The sequence below is a fragment of the Vreelandella neptunia genome, from assembly GCF_034479615.1.
GTDB lineage: Bacteria > Pseudomonadota > Gammaproteobacteria > Pseudomonadales > Halomonadaceae > Vreelandella > Vreelandella neptunia.
This window is the reverse complement of sequence record NZ_CP140255.1, coordinates 1,122,495-1,142,170: the sequence shown is the minus strand read 5'-3', so window position 1 is coordinate 1,142,170 and position 19,676 is coordinate 1,122,495. Positions and strand designations below refer to the sequence as shown.

General features: G+C 56.0%; 22 protein-coding genes. 5 read left to right on the top strand and 17 right to left on the bottom strand.

Features of this window, described 5'->3' with window-relative positions; translation table 11 throughout:
• Positions 1-51 precede the first annotated feature (51 nt).
• Entirely contained in the window at positions 52-492 is a 441-nt protein-coding gene (gene cynS, locus SR894_RS05260) for a cyanase (protein WP_133731191.1), read from the top strand.
• A 3-nt stretch (positions 493-495) separates the two neighbouring features.
• On the opposite strand, the gene SR894_RS05255 is transcribed toward cynS, so the two are convergent.
• From SR894_RS05255 to SR894_RS05200, 12 genes are all read right to left on the bottom strand, one after another.
• Complete coding sequence (locus SR894_RS05255) at positions 496-1,338, bottom strand: fructosamine kinase family protein (protein WP_133731192.1); 843 nt, start codon at positions 1,336-1,338, stop codon at positions 496-498.
• Between the two features lie 44 nt (positions 1,339-1,382).
• Positions 1,383-2,336 (bottom strand): transaldolase, encoded by a 954-nt coding sequence (gene tal, locus SR894_RS05250; RefSeq protein WP_133731193.1) that lies wholly within the window; start codon positions 2,334-2,336, stop codon positions 1,383-1,385.
• A 20-nt stretch (positions 2,337-2,356) separates the two neighbouring features.
• Positions 2,357-3,844, bottom strand: a complete 1,488-nt coding sequence (xylB, locus tag SR894_RS05245; RefSeq protein ID WP_133731194.1) for a xylulokinase — start codon at positions 3,842-3,844, stop codon at positions 2,357-2,359.
• A complete protein-coding gene (locus SR894_RS05240) occupies positions 3,844-5,349 on the bottom strand; it encodes a mannitol dehydrogenase family protein (RefSeq protein ID WP_223287810.1) in 1,506 nt (501 codons plus the stop codon). Before SR894_RS05240 ends, xylB begins: the two co-directional genes overlap by 1 nt.
• Before the next feature lie 72 nt (positions 5,350-5,421).
• Complete coding sequence (locus SR894_RS05235; RefSeq protein ID WP_133731196.1) at positions 5,422-6,042, bottom strand: nucleoside/nucleotide kinase family protein; 621 nt, start codon at positions 6,040-6,042, stop codon at positions 5,422-5,424.
• 7 nt (positions 6,043-6,049) lie between these two features.
• Positions 6,050-6,835, bottom strand: a complete 786-nt coding sequence (locus tag SR894_RS05230; RefSeq protein ID WP_133731197.1) for an L-iditol 2-dehydrogenase — start codon at positions 6,833-6,835, stop codon at positions 6,050-6,052.
• A gap of 13 nt (positions 6,836-6,848) precedes the next feature.
• Positions 6,849-7,532: an HAD family hydrolase gene (locus SR894_RS05225; protein WP_133731198.1), complete on the bottom strand. Its 684-nt coding sequence runs from the start codon at positions 7,530-7,532 to the stop codon at positions 6,849-6,851.
• Positions 7,529-8,680 (bottom strand): ABC transporter ATP-binding protein, encoded by a 1,152-nt coding sequence (locus SR894_RS05220; protein WP_133731199.1) that lies wholly within the window; start codon positions 8,678-8,680, stop codon positions 7,529-7,531. The genes SR894_RS05225 and SR894_RS05220 overlap by 4 nt, the downstream gene beginning before the upstream one ends.
• A gap of 12 nt (positions 8,681-8,692) precedes the next feature.
• Positions 8,693-9,559 (bottom strand): carbohydrate ABC transporter permease, encoded by an 867-nt coding sequence (locus tag SR894_RS05215; RefSeq protein ID WP_022520498.1) that lies wholly within the window; start codon positions 9,557-9,559, stop codon positions 8,693-8,695.
• A 29-nt stretch (positions 9,560-9,588) separates the two neighbouring features.
• Entirely contained in the window at positions 9,589-10,479 is an 891-nt protein-coding gene (locus SR894_RS05210; protein WP_133731200.1) for a carbohydrate ABC transporter permease, read from the bottom strand.
• A 68-nt stretch (positions 10,480-10,547) separates the two neighbouring features.
• Positions 10,548-11,867: an ABC transporter substrate-binding protein gene (locus SR894_RS05205; protein WP_133731201.1), complete on the bottom strand. Its 1,320-nt coding sequence runs from the start codon at positions 11,865-11,867 to the stop codon at positions 10,548-10,550.
• 173 nt (positions 11,868-12,040) lie between these two features.
• Positions 12,041-12,991, bottom strand: coding sequence for a sugar-binding transcriptional regulator (locus SR894_RS05200; protein WP_133731202.1), 951 nt, complete (start codon positions 12,989-12,991; stop codon positions 12,041-12,043).
• A gap of 141 nt (positions 12,992-13,132) precedes the next feature.
• Between SR894_RS05200 and SR894_RS05195 the strand changes: the two genes are divergently transcribed.
• Positions 13,133-13,444, top strand: coding sequence for a YqfO family protein (locus SR894_RS05195; protein ID WP_133731203.1), 312 nt, complete (start codon positions 13,133-13,135; stop codon positions 13,442-13,444).
• Between the two features lie 16 nt (positions 13,445-13,460).
• Here the strand turns inward: SR894_RS05195 and SR894_RS05190 are convergent, their stop codons facing one another.
• Positions 13,461-14,018, bottom strand: coding sequence for an NUDIX hydrolase (locus tag SR894_RS05190; RefSeq protein WP_133731204.1), 558 nt, complete (start codon positions 14,016-14,018; stop codon positions 13,461-13,463).
• 94 nt (positions 14,019-14,112) lie between these two features.
• Between SR894_RS05190 and SR894_RS05185 the strand changes: the two genes are divergently transcribed.
• Together SR894_RS05185 and SR894_RS05180 are read left to right on the top strand one after the other, a co-directional pair.
• Positions 14,113-14,784 (top strand): CoA pyrophosphatase, encoded by a 672-nt coding sequence (locus SR894_RS05185; protein WP_208862665.1) that lies wholly within the window; start codon positions 14,113-14,115, stop codon positions 14,782-14,784.
• Positions 14,781-15,449, top strand: a complete 669-nt coding sequence (locus SR894_RS05180; protein WP_133731206.1) for a 2OG-Fe(II) oxygenase — start codon at positions 14,781-14,783, stop codon at positions 15,447-15,449. The genes SR894_RS05185 and SR894_RS05180 overlap by 4 nt, the downstream gene beginning before the upstream one ends.
• Positions 15,450-15,463: 14 nt before the next feature.
• On the opposite strand, the gene SR894_RS05175 is transcribed toward SR894_RS05180, so the two are convergent.
• Positions 15,464-16,420, bottom strand: coding sequence for a L,D-transpeptidase family protein (locus SR894_RS05175; RefSeq protein ID WP_133731207.1), 957 nt, complete (start codon positions 16,418-16,420; stop codon positions 15,464-15,466).
• Positions 16,421-16,867: 447 nt separating this feature from the next.
• Here SR894_RS05175 and SR894_RS05170 point away from each other — a divergent pair, with 447 nt between their 5' ends.
• Complete coding sequence (locus tag SR894_RS05170; RefSeq protein ID WP_133731208.1) at positions 16,868-17,293, top strand: PRC-barrel domain-containing protein; 426 nt, start codon at positions 16,868-16,870, stop codon at positions 17,291-17,293.
• 190 nt (positions 17,294-17,483) lie between these two features.
• On the opposite strand, the gene SR894_RS05165 is transcribed toward SR894_RS05170, so the two are convergent.
• The 3 genes from SR894_RS05165 to SR894_RS05155 form a co-directional block, all read right to left on the bottom strand.
• Positions 17,484-17,906: an OsmC family protein gene (locus SR894_RS05165; protein ID WP_133731209.1), complete on the bottom strand. Its 423-nt coding sequence runs from the start codon at positions 17,904-17,906 to the stop codon at positions 17,484-17,486.
• A 108-nt stretch (positions 17,907-18,014) separates the two neighbouring features.
• Positions 18,015-18,884 carry a MotB family protein gene (locus SR894_RS05160; RefSeq protein WP_133731210.1) on the bottom strand — a complete coding sequence of 290 codons (870 nt, stop codon included), beginning with the start codon at positions 18,882-18,884 and terminating at the stop codon, positions 18,015-18,017.
• A gap of 3 nt (positions 18,885-18,887) precedes the next feature.
• On the bottom strand, positions 18,888-19,676 hold the full coding sequence (locus SR894_RS05155; protein ID WP_133731211.1) for a MotA/TolQ/ExbB proton channel family protein: 789 nt from the start codon (positions 19,674-19,676) through the stop codon (positions 18,888-18,890).

The following is a 19,676-nucleotide window of genomic DNA, read 5'->3' as shown; positions in this document are numbered from 1 at the left end:
ATTAGGCAAAAAAAGGGCTTCAAACGCCCTCCCCTATAAAGGAGAACCATCATGGATAAGCTCGAAATGCGTCACACCCTGCTCGCCGCCAAAGCGCGTAAAAAGATGAGCTGGGATGATATTGGTAAAGCGGTCAACATGTCGCCAGTCTGGGTCGCCTCCGCCTGTTACGGTATGAACAGCGCCAGCCAAGAGGTTGCCGCTAAGCTTTGCGACACACTGGGTGTGGAGAGTGATGTCACCGACGCCCTGGTGGCCTTCCCTACCAAAGCCTGGGATGAAGCGATTCCCCAAGACCCGTTCATCTACCGCCTGTATGAAGTTGTCGGCGTTTACGGGGAGACTCTTAAAGACGTGGTACAGGAGAAGTTTGGCGACGGCATCATGAGCGCCATCGACTTCACTATGGAGGTCGACAAAATCGAAGATCCCAAAGGCGACCGGGTATTACTCACCATGAACGGCAAGTTTTTGCCCTATAAGTCTTGGTAAGACTCAGCTGAAAGACTCGAGCCTCACCACGCTGCGTTCAACCGCCGAACGGTAACCGGCACCGAACAGCAGCAGGTGATTCAGCAGCGGATAGAGCTGAAACAGGGCTTCACGCCTCGGCCATTCGGTCGGGGCGTTGCCGTTCCAGTAGGCGTCAAAAAAGGCCTCCCCTGGCGAACCAAATAGTGTCAGCATCGCCACATCAACTTCCGGGTAGTGGCGATAAACGGCCGGATCGATAAGCGCTGGTCCCCTGGTAGTGAAAAGCACATTCCCCGACCAACAATCGCCGTGTAGCAAGCTGGGCGGTGCATTCGGCAACCAGCGCTCTAAATCATGGGCTAAGCGCTCGATACGCCCTCGCAGCTCATTACTCAATAGACCACGTTGGTGGCACGCCTCACACAGGGGAAGTAGGCGACGCTCGCGCTGAAAAGCTCGTCCGTCGCTAAGCGGGGTATTCGGCTGAGGCGTTTGCCCACAGGCATTATCTTGATGCCAGCCGTGGGCATCGCCAATTACGCTGTGCAGGCCGCGCAGCCCTTCACCAAGCGCGGCCTCGCTCTTCGGCTCCACGGGCACTGTGTCTAATGACTCAATGACCAGCCAGCCCGCCGATAAACCTAGCACTTCCGGCACCGCAAGCTTCTCGCAGGCGCTGCGCAAGGCACCTAGCCCCTCGGCTTCACCGCGTACTCGCGCCGCGTCATCGTGCTTAATCACCACCTGCCCGTGCTGTGTCTCCAAGCGATAAACGGCAGCAATATCACCCCCACTTAGCGGCTGCAAACCGCCGGTGGGGGTTAACTCGATAGACTCGAGCAGTTGGCTCAGGGTGGCATCCATAGTGCGACTCTCCATAGGGATGAGTACGTCCTAAGATTGGTAGCTTAACTCAAGCGTTTATCGATCAATGATTCCAGTTCCAGCTGATCATCGTGGAAGCGGCGGATACCTTCAGCGAGCTTGTCGTTGGCCATGGCGTCTTGATTGTGGCCCCAGCGGAAGGCGGTTTCGCTCAGCGGCTCAGTCGGTTTGCCACTGCCTTTACCCGATTGAATTTGCGCGGTGACACTGCCTTCGGTGGCATCCAGCTCTTCTAGCAAGGCAGGCGAGATCGTTAGCCTTGGGCAGCCTGCTAAGGCAAGCACCTGGCCAGTGGTGCGGAAACTTGCGCCCATTACAACGGTGTCGTAGCCACCCTGGTTGGCGCGCTCACAAACACCCTGAACAAACTGAACGCCCGGGTCGTTTTCCGGCGTGTAGTCGTTGCCGGTCTCTTTTTTATACCAATCGGTCACGCGGCCGACAAAGGGAGAAATCAAAAACACCCCGGCATCAAAGCAGGCCTGGGCTTGGGCATCACTGAACAGTAGCGTCAGGTTGCACTGAATGCCCTCACGCTCAAGCACCTCGGCGGCACGAATCCCTTCCCAGGTGGAGGCGAGCTTGATCAGCACGCGATCCCGCGACACGCCGCGGGCGTCGTACAGTTCGATTAACTCATGGGCCTTGGCGATGCTGGCCTGAGTATCAAACGACAATCGAGCAGCCACTTCGGTGGAGACACGGCCCGGTACCACGGCGGAAATCTCACTGCCCATCGCCACCGCCAGACGGTCAACGGCATGCTTGACCTGCTCTTCACGGCTGCCACCAGAGGCTTTTACGCTGCTCAGCTCTTCGTCGATCAGCGCTTGATAACCGGACAGACTAAATGCCTTGAGCAGCAGCGACGGGTTAGTGGTGGCATCCTGGGGCTGATAACGGCGAATAGCCTCAAGATCTCCTGTGTCGGCGACGACAAGCGAATGTTGCTTTAACTGTTGCAGCTGGCTGGTCATAAAATCTCCTTGGTATGCGTTTAAGCGCCGCCATGGCGTTGTTCAAGTGCTGCGCAATAACGCGTATAAATGGGTTGGTAAGCGGCCACACTCTCTGGTTGTGGGTCAGCCACCGACTTGGCATCCAAATGGACAAGCCGCTCACACAGTGCTTCCAGTGTTACGCCCTCTGCACGCTGGTCACACCAGGCCGCCTGTATCGCGGCGCCAAGCGCGGCCGCATCGGTAATCTCAGGGCAAATCACCTGGGTACCGGTGATGTCCGCTACCATCTGCCGCCATACGGGGCTGTTAGCGCCGCCACCGATCAATCGAATCTGACTCGCCCCGGCGGTTAAATCACCCAACAATTCCAGCCCATAGCGTAGCCCGAAAGTGGCCCCCTCCACCACGGCCCGGCACAAATTAGCCTGAGTGGTATTCAGGCTGGTCAGGCAAAGAAAGTCCGCGGAGGCGTCGGGCAGCATCGGCACCCGCTCGCCGTTGAAAAACGGCAGCACGGTAACGCCCTCGGCCCCTATCGGCGCGCTGGCTACTTTTTCGCCAAAGGCGGCCAGATCCAAGCCAAACAGCTCGCGCACCCGCGTAGTGGCCGAAGTAACGTTCATCGTGCAGATCAACGGCAGCCAGCCACCGGTGCTGGAGCAGAAGTTGGCGACCATGGCGCTATCGCATTCAACAGGGTCAGCCGAGTAAGCGCAAACGGTGCCGGAGGTGCCTAAACTCAGCGTAATGAGCCCTGGGGTAATATTGCCAGTGCCAATGGCACCCAGCATATTGTCACCACCGCCGGAGGAGACGACAACCTGATCGCCAAGCCCAAGTTCGCGGGCCACCGCCGAGCACACAAAGCCTACCGGTTCATGGGCTTCCAGCAGCTGGGGCAATACCCGCGCCGGGTCTAGTTCTGGGGCTATCTCTGCAAAAACATCCAGCTGCCAGCAGCGCTTACGGGTATCGAAGTAGCCAGTGCCGGAAGCATCGCCCGCCTCGGTGACCCGTTCACCGGTTAGCCAAAAATTGAGATAGTCGTGAGGCAGCAGCAGGCTCTCAATGCGTCGATACGCATCCGGCTGATGCTCCCGTAGCCAAGCGACTTTAGACGCGGTATAGCCGGTTTGCAGCACCAGTCCCAGCTTCTCTAAGCAACCTGCTTCGCCGCCAAGGCGGGTAACCAAATCAGCGTTCTGGGCGCTGGTCTCGGTATCGCACCACAGCTTGGCTGGATAGACCGGCACGCCTTCGCCATCGAGCGCGACCATGCCGTGCTGCTGGCCAGAGACACCAATGCCGCGCACTTGGCTAGCCGATACAGCGGCTTTATCCAACGCGGCAAAAAACGCCGCTTTCAAGGCGGCTAGCCACTCCGCGGGCGCCTGCTCTCGGCGACCATTTTCGCCCTCGTCCAGGTGATGAGGGCGGCTTGCTTCAGCCAGAATCTTGCCCCGCTCAACGTCTACCACCACTACCTTGGTACTCTGGGTACCGCAATCTACCCCGATATACATCACAATGTTCCTTTGGACGACGCCAGACCCTCTAGCGTAGCGCGTGCGCCACGTTCGTGCAGGGAACTTAGAGCAGCTAGATAGGCTTCCACAAAACGGGTGCTGTCGATTAAGTCGCCAAACAGCTCGCGATTTTCGATAAAGGCCGTTGGTCGCTGACGGTTCTCCGCAGCAATCGCCATGAGCGGCGCTTTCAAGCGATCGACAATCTCGATGGGCTCGCCATGCTCGTCCACCCCTTCAGCGTAGCGTGCCCAGCTAGCCACCACGGCGGCGCTGCGCTCTATTTCACCATCTTGTGCCAACTGCTGGCGAATCACCGGCACTAGCCATTTAGGAATGCGGTCAGAGCTCTCGGCACAGAGCCGCGCCAGGGTATCTTTGATTTGCGGGTTGGCGAAGCGCTCAATCAGCGTTAGGCGGTAGGTTTCCAAATCAACCCCCGGCACCGGCGCCAGGGTCGGCGTGCCCTCTTCGCGCATATAGCCCAGTAAAAAATCAACGAATAGCGGATCTTGGCACACCTCATGGGCGTAGCGGTATCCGGCCAAATAGCCAAAATAGGTCAGCGCTTGGTGGCTGGCGTTGAGCAGGCGCAGTTTCATCAGTTCGTAGGGCTCGACATCCGCCACGACTTGAACACCCACTTTATCAAACGCCGGACGCCCAAGGGGGAAGTGATCTTCCAACACCCACTGGGTGAAGGGTTCACAGACTACCGGCCAGGCGTCCTCTACGCCAAAGCGCTGCCTCAGTTCATCAATATCCGTGGACGACGTCACCGGAGTAATGCGATCCACCATGGCGTTGGGAAACGCCACCTCGCTGGCAAGCCAAGCGCCTAACTCGGCGTCACGCGCCTGGGCATAGGCGCCAAACATACGCTTGGCTACATCGCCGTTACCTTGAATATTATCGCAGGACATCACGGTAAACGGCGCAATACCCCGCGCACGGCGGCGGGCGAGCGCTTCCACCACCAGCCCGAAGCTGGTGGTGGGGTGGGTGGGGTTGGCAAGATCGGCGCGCACCTGGGAATTATTGAGATCGAACTCGCCACTCACCGGATGAAAATTGTAGCCGCCTTCGGTTACCGTCAAGGATACAATGCGAATCGCCGGATCAGCCATCTGCTCAATGACTGCCTCGGTGTCTTCCGGTGCAAACAGGTAATTCACCATACTGCCAATGACCCGCGGCTCATACTGGCCATCGGGGTGTTTCACCACCAGGGTGTAGAGGTAATCCTGCGCTGCCAGCGCCAGCTGCATGCGTTTGTCGCCAGGCATCACGCCTACGCCGACAATGCCCCAATCCAGCGCCTCGCCCTGGTTCATCAATGCATCCAGATACATCGCTTGGTGGGCGCGGTGAAAGCCGCCTACCCCAATATGTACGATGCCAGGGGTGAGAGTCTTGCGGTCATACTGAGGTTTGGCAACGTAATTAGATTTGGCAACATCGTCGGTTAGCTTGCCCAGGTTGTGATTGTTAAGTCGGGTCATGGGACTCTCCAGCCAAGGCCTGCTTGGCGCGTTGGGGTGAATATGGCAGGTAACAAGTGGCGATATAGAGCGCTAGCGCCAGCGCTGATCGGGCGGCAAACAGCAACTCTTCACCAACTGAGCGTTGAGCATATCTTTGTGATGGGTGCGCTCCAGCGCCCCGGCTCGCCCCTGGCCCATCTCAAGCCAGCGATTGATCAGCCGCTCAACCAGCACAACGTCATCGACGTCTAAAAATAGCGTCCAATCGAACAGCGGTCGCAGTTCGCGCCAGGGGGAGCGGTCAAGCAGCAGGTAGTTGCCCTCGACAATAACGATTCGCTGCTCAAGGGTGATCAATCGTCCACCGGCACGGGCTAGATCCAACGGGCGGTCAAAAACCGGTACCGCTACCGGGTGGCTAGCCTGGCGGATGCGCTCGAGGTCGCAGCGCAACCCCTCCACATCGAAGGTATGGGGCGCGCCTTTTATCGGCACCTGCTCCTCGCCCAGCACAGCGTTATCGAAGTGGTAGCCATCCATGGGCACTAGCCCTGCCTGGCCCGGCAGGTGCTGATTAATGGCATCACAGAGCTGGACGCTGCGATAGGATTTCCCCGCCCCCGGCGGCCCTGCTAGTGCGACCAGATAGCGTGAGGCGCCTTCGGCGGCGCGAATAATCTGATGGGCTAACGTATCAAGATCAGGGGTCATGGCCACCTCAGCTCATCCAGTTGCCGCCATCGACATTGAGTGTCTGGGCGACCACGTAATCACTGTCTTGGCTGGCCAAGAACAGCGCCGCGCCGGTGTGATCTTCGGGGAGCCCCATACGCCCAAACGGCACCGCCTCGCCCACCAAGCGTTTTTTCTCGCCGAGCGGACGGTTCTCGTAACGGGCAAACATTGCGTCGACCTCTTCCCACATCGGCGTGTCCACAACCCCTGGGGCAATGCCGTTAACGTTGATACCGTGTTTGATCAGATCCAGCCCACTGGATTGGGTAAGACTGATGACAGCCGCTTTGCTGGCGCAGTAAACGCTTACCAGGGCTTCACCACGGCGGCCTGCCTGGGAGGCCATATTAATGATTTTGCCACCCTGGCCACGGGCCACCATCGAACGGGCAACCGCCTGCAGGGTAAAAAACATGCCTTTGGTATTGACCGCAAACTGCTTATCGAAGCTCTCCTCGGTCACCTCTAGCACCGGCGCCATATCAAAGATGGCAGCGTTATTGACCAAAATATCGATGCCACCAAAGCGCTCTATTACCGTTTTAACCATGGCATCGATCGAGGCCTGATCGCAGACATTCAGCTCGACCCCCATCACTTTTTCGGCAGGCGCCTGCTGCTGCAGCGTCGCTAAAGCATCATCGATAGCGGCCCGATCAATATCCGCCACAACCACGCTGGCGCCTTCGCTTAAATAACGCTGGGCAATGGCCAAGCCGATGCCCCGCGCGCCGCCAGTAATCACCGCGATTTTGTTGGTTAGTTTCATCGTCATGCTCTCGTTAAGGCGAACAGCTGGAACCCTTGGCTTGCCATTCGTCCACCAAGGCTTCCAGGCCGTGCATATGTTCTAAAATACGCCAGGCACCGACTTGAGTAAGGCGCGCCGCTTGATCAACATCCACATGGCTGGCGCCGACAAACCCAATCACGCACATACCCGCAGCACGGGCGGCCGTCACCCCGGCCACGCTATCTTCTACCACCAGGCAGTCACGCGGCACTTGGCCTAAGTGAGATGCCGCCAATCGGTAGAGTGCGGGGTCGGGCTTGGGGTGCGCTACCTGATCAGCGGTAAAAATGGGCACCTCGCCCAACGCATCGGCCAACCCAGTGCTTGCCAGTGATGCCAATACGCGGCTGCGCCGACTGTTGGAAACCACCGCCTTTTCCAAGGTAATGCCACGAATCGCCTTGTCGGCGCCGTCTATAGCTTTAAGCTCCTGCGCCAATCGGGCCTCGATAGCGGTATCTACCTGTTCTGTGGCGTCCAATGGCAACATGTGGGCGCTTAGCGCTTCGAGATGAGCGAGAATAGCCGCCGTGGTCATCCCCAGCGCTTGACCTAATTCCTGGTCGATGTTCAGATCGGGCAGCCAGTGGGAGAGGTACTCCACCAGTGTGCCTTCCGCAAGAGCCTCGCTGTCGACCAGCACACCATCACAATCAAAGATTAACGTCCTCATGAAGGCTCCTCAGAAGGCGAGCCGGGGGCGCGGTTGTCATGGCGAGTCAGCCCCGCTAGCGGATGCTGCTGCAAGCTAGGTAGGGCTAGCCCGCCTGCGTCAAACAGGTGAGCGCGCTCGGGGGCAAAGCCGAAACGCACGGTCTCGTTGACCCGATAGGCCACATCGCCATCAGCCATAATAGTGATCAGTTCATCGTCCATTTGAACGTAGAGCGAGGTTTGACCGCCGAGGCGCTCAAGCACTTTGATCTGCCCACTCAGCGGCCCCTGCTCCTCGAGTATCAGGTGTTCTGGGCGAACACCCAGCTCGAGGGTGGCGTTTGCATCCAAGTGCGCACCGTCCACCGGCACGCTGCGCTCGCCGCCACCGGGCAGACGAATCGCTACGCCTTCAGGCGTTACTCCGATCAACGTCACCGGTAGAAAATTCATTTTCGGTGAGCCAATAAAGCCCGCCACAAAGCGATTGCGGGGGTGGTGGTAGAGTGCCATTGGCGAGCCCACCTGCTCGACCACGCCGTCGTGGAGCACGACGATTTTATCCGCCATGGTCATGGCTTCAATCTGGTCGTGGGTGACGTAAATCATGGTGGCGTCCAGCTCATCATGCAGACGCGCCAGCTCGATACGCATCTGAACCCGCAGCGCAGCATCCAAGTTGGAGAGCGGCTCATCGAACAGGAAGATGCTGGGATTACGCACAATCGCCCGACCAATCGCCACCCGTTGGCGCTGACCACCCGAGAGCGCTTTGGGCTTACGATCCAACAGCGGCTCTAACTGGAGAATTTTGGCCGCTTCCAGCACCTTGGCGCGTCGCTCCTCCTTGGGCACTCCGGCCAAGCGCATGCTGAAGCCCATGTTGCCCTCTACCGTCATATGCGGGTAAAGCGCGTAGCTCTGAAACACCATGGCGAGGCCACGGTCGGCGGGGCCGACGTCATTGATGCGCTGTCCGTCGATCAAAATATCGCCGTCGGTCGCACTTTCCAGCCCGGCGATCATACGCATCAGAGTCGATTTACCGCAGCCGGAGGGACCAACGAAGACCACAAATTCTCGGTCATTGACCTCAAGGTCGATGCCCTTGATCACCTCGGTGTCGCCGAAACGCTTGGTAATATTGTTCAGTTGTAGTGTTGCCATGAGGAAGATCCTTTACTTGACGGCACCAAAGGTCAGGCCACGTACCATTTGTTTTTGGGTCATCCAACCAAGTATTAAAATCGGCGCAATCGCCATGGTGGAAGCGGCGGACAATTTGGCCCAGAACAGCCCCTCAGGGCTTGAGAATGAGGCGATATAGGCGGTTAACGGTGCAGCACTTGAGGTCGTTAGGTTGAGACTCCAGAACGCCTCGTTCCAACTCAAAATGACCGATAGCAGGCCCGTTGAGGCGATACCGGGCAGCGTGAGTGGCAACAGCAGAAAGAACACTTCCTGGAGAGTGGAGGCGCCGTCCATACGCCCTGCTTCAAGAATGTCTTTGGGCATATCCTTGAAGAAGGTGTAGAGCATCCACACCACAATCGGCAGGTTCATCAGGGTATAGATGATGATGAGACCGGTGCGTGTGTCGAGCAGCCCAACGTCGCGGAATATGAGATAAATCGGCACCAGCACGCCTACCGAGGGCAGCATTTTGGTGGAGAGCATCCATAGCAGCGTGCCTTTGGTACGCTTAGTGGGCAAAAAGGCCATGGCATAGGCTGAAGGAATCGCAATCAGCAGCGCGAAGAACGTTGAGCCAAATGCCACCGCGACACTGTTGAGCGCAAAGCGTGCATAGCCGGAACGCGCATGCACGTCCTGATAGCTCTCTAAGGTGGGCGAAAAAATCAGCGAGGGGTCGGCAATCGCCGCTGTTTCCGTTTTAAAGCCGGTCAGGATCATCCAGAAAATCGGAAAGAAGATCACCAGCGCCACCGACCACCCCAAAAGCGTCAGCAAGATGCGCTTGCTTTGCGCCGACCGCCACCCTGACACCGAGCGTGGCGCTGCGGTTTTGGAACTTAATGTTGTCATCGAAGTACTCCCAAGACACAAGTGCCGGTCTAATCTTCCAGGTTTTTGGCTACCATTCGAACCAGGAAGATCGCCACGATATTGGCGAGGATGATCGCAATCACCCCACCGGCGGAGGCAGTGCCTACGTCAAAATCCAGTAACGCACGAATGTAAATCAGGTAAGCCAGATTGGTCGTCGCCAAGCCAGGCCCGCCGGAGGTAGTGACGAAAATTTCGGCAAAGATGGTCAGCAGGAAGATCATCTCAATCATGATCACCACGCTGATGGCACGCTTTAGATGCGGCAGAGTGATAAAGAAAAAAATCGCCACCGGCCCTGCGCCGTCCATCCGCGCCGCTTCCACCTGATCCTCATCCAGGGATTGCATCGCGGTGAGCAGGATCAGCAGTGCAAACGGCAGCCACTGCCATGCAACGATGATCACAATCGAGGTTAGCGGCAGCGAAGAGAACCAATCGACAGCGGGCAGCCCAATGGACTCAGCCAGCCATGCCAGCACCCCATTCGAGGGATGCATCATCATGTTTTTCCACACCAGGGCACTCACGGTGGGCATTACAAAAAACGGTGAGATCGCCAGCACACGGGCAATCCCGCGCCCCGCAAACTCCTGCTGGAACAGCACCGCCAGCAGTGTGCCGCCCACTACAGTAATCGCCAGCACCCACCCCACCAGCAGCAGCGTGTTGCCCATAGCGGCCCATAGGGCAGGGTCGGTGAGAAGGTATTCATAGTTTTCCAACCCGGCAAAGCCCGTCATGCCGGGCATTAGCAGGTTATAACGCTGGAAGGAGAACCATAGCGTCATGCCCAGTGGCACAATCATCCAAAGCAATAACAGCGTTACAGCAGGCGCTTGAAGCGAAAGCGTCCTTAGCCCGCCGACCGTCCGGCCAGAAGCACGTGTTTTATTCATGGAAATACCTGCAGAAACAGTGTGGGGGCAATGCCTGCCTAGTTAGCTAAGGCAGGCATTGCGGGCCATCAGTCTAGATAACCGGCACGCTGCATGGTGCGTTCGGTGGCACGCTGAGCACTGTCTAGCGCCTGTTCAACGGTGGTGTCACCGGTCAGCGCCGCGGCAATGGTTTGGCCAACCTGGGTGCCGATCGACTGAAACTCTGGAATGCCCACAAACTGCACGCCCACATAGGGATTGGGTTCCAGGGTGGAGTCGGTAGGGTCGGCGTCTTGAATAGCCTTCAGCACGAAGTCAGCAAAGGGGGCTGCTTCGGTGTACTGTTCATTGGCGTAGGTCGACTCACGAGTGCCTGGCGGCACGCTGGTCCAGCCTTGAGTTTCACCGACCAGTTCAATGTACTCTTGTGAGGTCGCCCAGGTAATAAACTCGCGCGCCGCTTCCTGGTTCTCTGAAGAGGCCGGGATAGCTAGCGCCCAGGACCACAACCAGTGTGAGCCTTTGGGTGTTTTTGCGATAGGCGCTGGGGCAAAACCTAAGCTGTCCGCCACATCGGACTCATTGCCGTCATACAGCTTGCCCGCTGCCGACGTAGCATCCACCCACATTGCGCAGTTGCCACGGGAGAACAGCGCCAGATTTTCGTTAAAGCCGTTGGAACTTGCGCCTGGCGGGCCGTAGTCGTTGAGCAAATCGACATAGAACTGGATAGCGTTAACCCAGGCTTCAGAGTTGAGCTCTGGGTTCCACTCTTCGTCAAACCAGCGGCCACCGTAGGTATTCACCAGGGTGGAAACAAAGGCCATGTTTTCACCCCAGCCTGGTTTACCGCGCAGACAGATACCGGCCAGACCTTCTTCGCTGCCGTGCAGCTCGCCCGCCCACTCACGCACCTCTTCCCAGGTGGGCTGATCGCTCATTTCAATACCCGCTTCCTCAAACAGATCCTGGCGGTAGTACATCATCGAGCTTTCGGCGTAGAAAGGCAGCGCATGCAGCGTGCCGTCCAAGCTCAAACCATCGCGCACCGAGGTCAGCAGATCGTCTTCGTTGTAATCGTCGGGCAGATTATCCAGCGGGGAGAGCCAGCCGCGTTCTGCCCAAATAGGTACTTCGTAAGTGCCGATGGTCATCACGTCGAATTGGCCGCCACCAGTAGCAATATCGGTGGTCATGCGCTGACGTAACACGTTCTCCTCAAGCACCACCCAGTCCAGGGTGATATCGGGGTGAGCCTCTTCGAAAGCCTCGGTGAGGCTCTGCATAATCACCATATCGTTGTTGTTAACCGTGGCCACGGTAATTTCGGTTTGCGCCTGGGCATGGCCCGACATGGCAATGGCGGCCGCTAGCGTGGTAACGGGCAAGTGACGTGCGAGTCGCATAAAGCACTCCTATGGGCTGGTATTGGCATTGTTGTCGCCTTGATCTTATTGATCAACTATCGAACAAATGATCGTACGTAAGCCAAAAAAAAGCAAAGCTGATTAGCTTAGACTTTACGCTAATTCATTATCTCTAACGCATATTGCAGTGCACGCAGCTGGGTTTGAAAGCCCTAGAGTGCTTCAACGATCTGCCGCGCGGCCACTTCGTCAGTCACCAAGCCCTTCAGCCAGCCGCCGCGCAATGCGGCATGGATCGCCGGGGCTTTTTCGTGCCCTCCCGCAATCGCCACCATATGGTGCTTACCAAAGCGCTCCAGGGGAAGACTGGTGACCCGCCGCGTAATTGAGCAGTCTATCACCTCGCCGTCGCGATTCAGCGGCCAACCAAGCAACTCCCCTACCGCTTTCAGTCCCAACAATTCATCCAGCTCGCTTTCACTAATGAAATGGTCTTGAAACAGCGTGGCCTGACGGTCGATGCGCCCGACACCGATAAACGCTGCTTCTGACTGTCGCGCCACATCAGCAATCGCTTTAAAGAGGCGTTGAGCCAGCATCGCCTCTTTTTCAGCCAGCGACTCGGCGACCACCGGTGCAGGCAGTAAGAAGCGTTCGCCGCCGGTTTTATCCGCCATCACCATCACCGCATCGTAGCGGTTGGCCGAACCATCTCGGGCGACATTGCCCACCAGCGACACAAAGCGATGTTGGGGCCGCTCAACGCGGCTAAGCGCTTCCACCGCGGCCCGCACAGAACGCCCGGTGCCTAGCGACAGGGTTAATGGCTCGCTGCGTTCGACCAGTTGCGCAATGCGCTCGGCAGCAGCGACTGCCAAGTAGGAAGCGGCGCTGTCGGCGGCGTGGCTATCGGCAGGTACCACTTCACAGTAGGTCAAGCCAAAGTGGTCGCGCAGCGTGCTGCCCAGCGCCATGCAGTTAGAGATCGGGTGATCAATATGCACTTTTACCAGCCCTTCCTGGCGAGCCAACGCCAATAAACGCTGCACACCGGGTCGTGAGACACCCAACTGGCTGGCGATCTCATCCTGGGTCATTCCACCTACGTAAGACATCCATGCGGCTCTGGCCGCCTGATCCAGCTTTACCTCAAATTTATCCATGGGATGGCTCATCTAACAATCGTGGGTAAACGTCATAAAAGCATCATCATACAAAGCCAAGCCCGCGACCAGTAGTCGCCTATCCGCTAACATAGCCAGAGTTCAACGTTTCACACTGGATTGATCGTTTGGAGGTACAGTATGTATAAGCTCGCATTTTTTGTCCCCGTAGAAGATGCCGAAAGTGTCAAACAGGCGGTATTCGAAGCCGGAGCCGGGCGTGTAGGGGCGTACGAAAACGTCTGTTTTCAAACCCGAGGCACGGGGCAGTTTCGCCCAACGGAAGGCGCCCACCCGCACATCGGCTCGGTGGGCAGCTTGGAAAAGGTCGAAGAGTTCAAAGTCGAACTGCTCTGCGATGAAGCGCATATTCACGGCGCCATCGCGGCCTTGAGGCTTGCCCACCCCTATGAAGAAGTCGCTTATGATGTGTGGCAGCTCGCCGATCTATAATCAGACCTTTAACGTCTTACGCACTGCCAAAATAACGCTCGCGATCTTCTGGCGTTACCATGCTGATATGCAGCGGAAATTCATTGCGGGGGCGGTCGGCGTAAAAATGCTTGAGGGTGCGCTCAATAGTCATGAAGGCGAGCTCATCCCAAGGGATCTCATGCTCTTCGAACAGCGCGACTTCCAGGCTTTCCGGCCCGGCGCTGAAGCCACCGACTAATTCGGCGCGAAAAATCATATACACCTGATTGATATGCGGCAGGTCAATTAGCGTGTAGAGGTTGGCCAGTTCGACCTCGGCACAGGCCTCTTCACGGGTCTCACGGGAAGCGGCCTGCTGGGTTGATTCGGCATTTTCCATATAGCCGGCGGGCAGTGTCCAGTAGCCTTTGCGCGGTGAAATCGCCCGTTTACAGAGCAGCACTTTACTACCGCTGACGGGCAGCGTACCGGCGACAATGCGTGGGTTCTGATAGTGAATCGTGCCGCAGGCATCGCACAGGTAGCGCTGGCGGTCATCGCCTTCCGGGATGGCAAAACGTACTTTATCACCACACTGGCTGCAAAAGTTCATCGCATATTCTCAACGGCTAGTGAATAGAAGCCTCGACGCGCTTGACGTCAACGACCGCTGCTGGGTAAAAGAGAACAAAGTAACGGGATACCCCATGTTAGAGAAACTGCGCAAACAGCTGCAACAGCTGACTCCTCAACGCTTGGATCACATAGTGATGCCCGAGGCCGCCGTGCTGTTGCCGATTGTCGAACGCCCAGCGCCTACCTTACTGTTTACCCGCCGGGCCAGCCACTTGAGCACCCACAGCGGCCAAGTGGCGTTCCCTGGCGGCAAGCGCGAGCCCTTTGATAGCGACCTTTACGCCACGGCACTGCGCGAGGCAGAAGAGGAGATTGCCCTCGACCCCGCGCTGGTGCAACCCCTAGGTAGGCTGTCGGACGTTATTTCGCTGCACGGTATTCGCGTTACCCCCTGGGTGGGCATTATTCCGCCGGATTTACCGCTGATCGCCGACCCAGGAGAGCTAGACGCTATTTTTGAAGTGCCACTAAGTCACTTTCTAGACGATCACCGCACCCATACCGACGTGATTACCGTGGATGGCGTTGCCCACTACGTGCCTAGCTATCATGTGGACGGCCATGTGATTTGGGGATTATCTGCCATGATGCTGGTCGAGTTACTGGCCGAGGGCTTCGGTATGCCGATTGATTTATATCAACGCCCCCAGGGGCCGCTGCGCCACCACCCTGAGCGCAAAAACCGTCTATCTAAACTCTCTACAAGCGTTCCTGATTCGGCGCCATCGAGATCCAACCAATGATCCCTAGTGTTGCTACGTCGTCACCTGCGCTTCAGCCCGAGACGCAGGTCGCTCTTGTGGATGCGCTGGTTGAACAGGGTTGGTATGTAGGCCGCGGGGCTATTGACTTGGAGCTATGCGGCGCGCTGAATAATGAGCTTCTCCAGCGGGCGGCCTATAACGGACTGGATGAAGCGGGCATTGGTCGCGGACAACAGCACCTACTGCGTAAAGATATCCGCGGTGACGCTATTCATTGGCTTGATCGAGAAAGCGCTGCCCAACGGCGATACTTAGACGCCATGAGCGAGCTACAGCAGGCGCTTAACCAGGCGCTGTTTTTGGGCTTATTTGAGTACGAGGCCCACTTTGCCCACTATCCACCGGGCGCTTTTTATCAACGTCACCTGGATAGCTTTCGAGGCCGTGCCAACCGCGTGATATCTACGGTCGGCTATTTGACACCGGACTGGCCCAGCGACGGTGGCGGTGAGATGGTGATCTACCACCCCGACGACCCCAGACAAGAGGTCGCCCGGGTGGTACCCGAAGCGGGCACCTTCGCCTGCTTCTTATCTGAGACCATTCCCCATGAAGTGCTACCAACTCGCTGCCCGCGTACCAGCATTGCGGGTTGGTTTAGGCGCAACGCATCGCTGGGAGGGGTTTTGGACCCAGCACGCTAGCGCTGCACCATCGTTTAGCTAATCGGCACGATCTGGCCATTCGCTCGCTCTAATATTTCACTTACCTGCTCGTAGTTGACGCTGGAGGCATTACCCCCGTCATGCTTTTCAATTAAGCCAACTACGTTTAACAGCGTTTCCATACCAAATACTTGCTCATCCGTGGCGGTGAAGGCTTGAATGTAGCGATTCCCCTCTTTACCCCAGCCTACTTTGATCGGCGAATCGATAATATTGACCTGGGTGCCTACCGGCACACGCCAGAACACCGACTCGATATCTTCCGGGTGCATGCGGATGCAGCCCCGGCTAGCCCGCATACCAATGCCATCTGGTTGGTTGGTGCCATGGATCAGGTAACCGGGGATATCCAGCAAAATAGCGTATTCACCCAAGGGATTGTCGGCACCGGGGGGAACTACCGCAGGGGCTGGGTCGCCCCGCTCGGCGGCTTCACGACGAATCGACTCAGGTGGATACCAGGCCGGGTTTTCAAGCCGCATAGTGGTTTCGGTAACTCCAAGTGGGGTGTTATAAGCATCCCGCCCGATACCAATAGGGTAGGTTTCGACCCGCGGCGTCTCGCCCTCTGCTACCTCGGGGTAGTAGTAAAGGCGTAGCTCTGCCACGTTAATCACAATGCCGCTACGCGCTTCATCGGGAAGAATATACTGCCCGGGGATCGTCACTTCGGTGCCTTCTCCCGGTACCCAGAGGCTGGTATCCGGGTTGGCCATACGAATTTCTTCGTAGCCCACGTTGTGTGCCCGAGCAATATCCAGCAGCGTATCCTCTTCGGTCGCCGTGACGGTATACACTTGGCCCACCATGTTGCCCTCTTCAGGCAGTAGAAAATGCCCTTTGGGAAGCTCGCTGCTATCGGCCACAGCACTTGAGGCTAATAGCCAAGCGCCTAGCGCAACGCTGCTAACGCAGAACTGTTTTAAACACTGCAAAGGGTGGGAAATCATGGTCAGGGTTCTCCTTTTTATGTGACCTCACTTTTATCAAACCTTTTATCAAACAGAGGATAGAAAGCGAGCCATTTGGAGACGAATATGAACACTGAGCGAGGGCGGGTCAACTCAACAGCCTGTGGCATGACGGCGCGGGTGTAGGCCCATGAGGGCCGAACAGCAGTGGTGGTGTTACCTAAAAGTTTCACTTTAATGGTTGTATTTTTGAACGCAGCGACTAACCTGATAGTTGTCTTGACGCAGTGAAGCGCAAGATAGCGTTAATTATCCAATGCACTAATTCCCAATGCATTAAGTAGCTAGGGTAATTAACACACTTAGGAATAATAGTATCGGCATTGCCATCGCTTATTTTAAACGAAGCCAATACCGTCACTATTGATTTATTCGGGTTGCTACGCGGAGTCGTTAAGCCCAATAAAATCGCAAGGAGCAAGCAAAATGAAAATGATCAAACCCGCTATTCTAGGTACTCTCATGGTTCCAGCCTTTATGTTTGCCGCTGGCAGTGTAAATGCTGAAGAAAACACCACGACCATGGAAGCGACTTACCTAACGGAAACGCCAGAAAACACATTCCACGCTGACGCCTTAACCGGCAATCAAGTCAAAAGCAGCGTCGAAGATGACGAAGACATCGGCACCATTACTGACCTCGTGATTGGTGAAGACGGCCAAATCAATGCTGTTGTTGTTGGCGTTGGTGGCTTCTTAGGTATGGGTGAGAAAAACGTTGCGATTGAATGGGATTCACTTGAGCTGACTAAAGACGAAGATGGCGATGATTATGTCATTACCGTTAATGCATCAGAAGATGCGCTTGAAGCAGCTGAAGAGTATAACCGTGACGGAGACGAAGACAAGTAAGCACTAGTCATAAGATAAAAGCCTTGGCAATTGCCAAGGCTTTTTAATGCATGTCATTTAAGATAACAAAGAAATAATCAAAAACCTAAAATGCGTTTAGTTAGCAAAATGGCTCGCGCACACTGTTTATACGCGAGCCATCTATGTCAAAACACAACCTATTTATAAGCAAAGTACAGCCTAGACAAAATTAGGCTTTCAGTTTGGCCGTCATGCTAATATCAGCATTAAGTACTTTGGAAACAGGGCAATTGGCTTTAGCCGTTTCCGCTGCTTCTTGGAATGCTGCGTCATCAGCGCCACTGATCTCAGCAACAACGTCCAGGTGAATGTTCGAGATATCAAAACCTGCATCGCTTTGGGAAAGAGTCACTTTGGCGCTGGTTTCGATAGCGTCAGCGGTATAGCCTTTCTCACCCAAAATCATGGAGAGCGCCATTGAGAAACAGCTGGCGTGTGCCGCGCCGATCAGCTCTTCGGGATTGGTACCAGGCTCTCCCTCAAAGCGCTGTTTAAACGAGTAGCCCGCATCTAGCACACCACTTTCAGTAGACACATTGCCTTTACCGTCTTTTAAACCACCTTCCCAGCGTGCACTTGCTTTACTATCCATACTGTTCTCCTTTCCTGTGATAGTTAGCTTATCGATTAGGCTCCGATAAGGCTCGGTAACTGCGATTACCGAGTTACTAGCGTAGCTGATTCCGCGGCTTATGCCGAATCAGGGTGTTGAATCGGTCTCGGCAGACTCAAGAGGATCGGAAGAAACGGGTTGCAATGACTCCACTGAGCGCTCGCCCCGCTCTTCAACAGCCGCATCCAGATCAATCATTAGCTCAACCCGGCGATTTTCGGCTCGGCCTTCGTTGGTCAGATTAGAGGCCAATGGCCTAGTATCCGCGAAGCCTTGAACGATTAGCCGCTCAGGTGCCAGCGCACCGGTCGCGGTGAGAACGTTTGCCACTGAAGCGGCTCGCATTGCCGAAAGATCCCAATTGCTGCGGAATTGGGATGTACGGATAGGCACATCATCAGTATGCCCATCAATGGAAATCGTTCCAGGCACATCGGCCAGAAGGGTTGCTAGCGACTGTAATAAGTCCTCAAAGGCCGAAGTGACGGTGGCATTACCCGACCCAAAGGTGCCATTTTCGGAAATTCGCACCACCACACGAAACTGATCAATATCAATTTCAGTCGCGCCCTCTGGCAACGATGTTTCGAGCAGCTTTTCAACATTCTGAGCCAATTGGTGGCTTTGCAGGTGGCGCTGGGCTTCCTGACTATCGCGCATTGACTCAAGCTGCGGTCGCTGTTGCATTGTTTGCTGACGCACTTCATCTACCAAGGTGCGATCAGGCACTGCTGGAGAGAAATGCTGCTTTACCGCGCTGGTTCCCATAGGTACTTGTGTCGCTTCAACTTCGCGCTGAACGCCAAAGGCTTTGGACAATTCGTCCGCCACTCGACGAAACTTTTCCGCATCGATTTCCGCAAACGACAGCAATAGCACAAAAAAGCACAGCAGCAGTGACATTAAGTCTGCGTAGGTAATCATCCAGGCGGGGATGTTGGTCTGTTTTTGCGCCATTTTTTACGTCTGCTCGCCTGCGGTAGTATTTGCTTCTGCGTCAGCTGCGCTGCGATGTTCTGGTGGGAGATATATCGTCAACATTTGTTCCAGTACGCGCGGGTTCTTATCGCTTTTAATGGCCAGCACCGCATCAATCCACAGCTCCTGCATTTTGGCTTCTTGATTCATGCGCACCCAAAGCTTATCCGCGATAGGACTGGCGATCATCGTTGCGATCATCGCACCATACAAAGTGGTTAGAAGAGCAACGGCCATGGCCGGGCCAATGAGCGATGGGTCGCCCATATTGGAAAGCATTTGCACTAAGCCTACCAGTGTACCAATCATGCCCATGGCGGGAGCCACCTCGCCTAGGGCTGAAAATACCTGCCCCCCCGCCTGATTACGCTCAAGAGTAAGCAGGCGCTCCTTTTCCATCATGTCTCTTATCATCTCGGCACTGTAGCCATCGGCCAGCATTTGCAGGCCCTTCTGCAAAAACGGCGAACTGACTTCGCGACTTTCTAGAGCAATCATGCCTTCTCGGCGCGCCACCTTTGATAGCTCTACTAACTCATCAATACTTTCTTGAATACTTGGCAGTTGAAACTTAAACGCCCGGGCAGCGGCTCTAAAGGCGAATTTAAATTGCGTAATACTAAACTTAGCCAATACAACAAACAGGCTTCCCCCTACCACTAGCAGCAGCCCAGTGGGGTTCATGAACACCTCTGGCGAAGTGCCCATAATCACAGCAGTGCCTACTAAGACAGCAGCCCCTACCAAGCCAATCAATGTTGCGAGATCCAC

Coding starts and splice junctions, on each gene's coding strand:
- cynS (WP_133731191.1), top strand. CDS start 52: ATGGATAAGCTCGAAATGCGTCACACCCTGCTCGCCGCCAAAGCGCGT.
- SR894_RS05255 (WP_133731192.1), bottom strand. CDS start 1,338: ATGGATGCCACCCTGAGCCAACTGCTCGAGTCTATCGAGTTAACCCCC.
- tal (WP_133731193.1), bottom strand. CDS start 2,336: ATGACCAGCCAGCTGCAACAGTTAAAGCAACATTCGCTTGTCGTCGCC.
- xylB (WP_133731194.1), bottom strand. CDS start 3,844: ATGTATATCGGGGTAGATTGCGGTACCCAGAGTACCAAGGTAGTGGTG.
- SR894_RS05240 (WP_223287810.1), bottom strand. CDS start 5,349: ATGACCCGACTTAACAATCACAACCTGGGCAAGCTAACCGACGATGTT.
- SR894_RS05235 (WP_133731196.1), bottom strand. CDS start 6,042: ATGACCCCTGATCTTGATACGTTAGCCCATCAGATTATTCGCGCCGCC.
- SR894_RS05230 (WP_133731197.1), bottom strand. CDS start 6,835: ATGAAACTAACCAACAAAATCGCGGTGATTACTGGCGGCGCGCGGGGC.
- SR894_RS05225 (WP_133731198.1), bottom strand. CDS start 7,532: ATGAGGACGTTAATCTTTGATTGTGATGGTGTGCTGGTCGACAGCGAG.
- SR894_RS05220 (WP_133731199.1), bottom strand. CDS start 8,680: ATGGCAACACTACAACTGAACAATATTACCAAGCGTTTCGGCGACACC.
- SR894_RS05215 (WP_022520498.1), bottom strand. CDS start 9,559: ATGACAACATTAAGTTCCAAAACCGCAGCGCCACGCTCGGTGTCAGGG.
- SR894_RS05210 (WP_133731200.1), bottom strand. CDS start 10,479: ATGAATAAAACACGTGCTTCTGGCCGGACGGTCGGCGGGCTAAGGACG.
- SR894_RS05205 (WP_133731201.1), bottom strand. CDS start 11,867: ATGCGACTCGCACGTCACTTGCCCGTTACCACGCTAGCGGCCGCCATT.
- SR894_RS05200 (WP_133731202.1), bottom strand. CDS start 12,991: ATGGATAAATTTGAGGTAAAGCTGGATCAGGCGGCCAGAGCCGCATGG.
- SR894_RS05195 (WP_133731203.1), top strand. CDS start 13,133: ATGTATAAGCTCGCATTTTTTGTCCCCGTAGAAGATGCCGAAAGTGTC.
- SR894_RS05190 (WP_133731204.1), bottom strand. CDS start 14,018: ATGAACTTTTGCAGCCAGTGTGGTGATAAAGTACGTTTTGCCATCCCG.
- SR894_RS05185 (WP_208862665.1), top strand. CDS start 14,113: ATGTTAGAGAAACTGCGCAAACAGCTGCAACAGCTGACTCCTCAACGC.
- SR894_RS05180 (WP_133731206.1), top strand. CDS start 14,781: ATGATCCCTAGTGTTGCTACGTCGTCACCTGCGCTTCAGCCCGAGACG.
- SR894_RS05175 (WP_133731207.1), bottom strand. CDS start 16,420: ATGATTTCCCACCCTTTGCAGTGTTTAAAACAGTTCTGCGTTAGCAGC.
- SR894_RS05170 (WP_133731208.1), top strand. CDS start 16,868: ATGAAAATGATCAAACCCGCTATTCTAGGTACTCTCATGGTTCCAGCC.
- SR894_RS05165 (WP_133731209.1), bottom strand. CDS start 17,906: ATGGATAGTAAAGCAAGTGCACGCTGGGAAGGTGGTTTAAAAGACGGT.
- SR894_RS05160 (WP_133731210.1), bottom strand. CDS start 18,884: ATGGCGCAAAAACAGACCAACATCCCCGCCTGGATGATTACCTACGCA.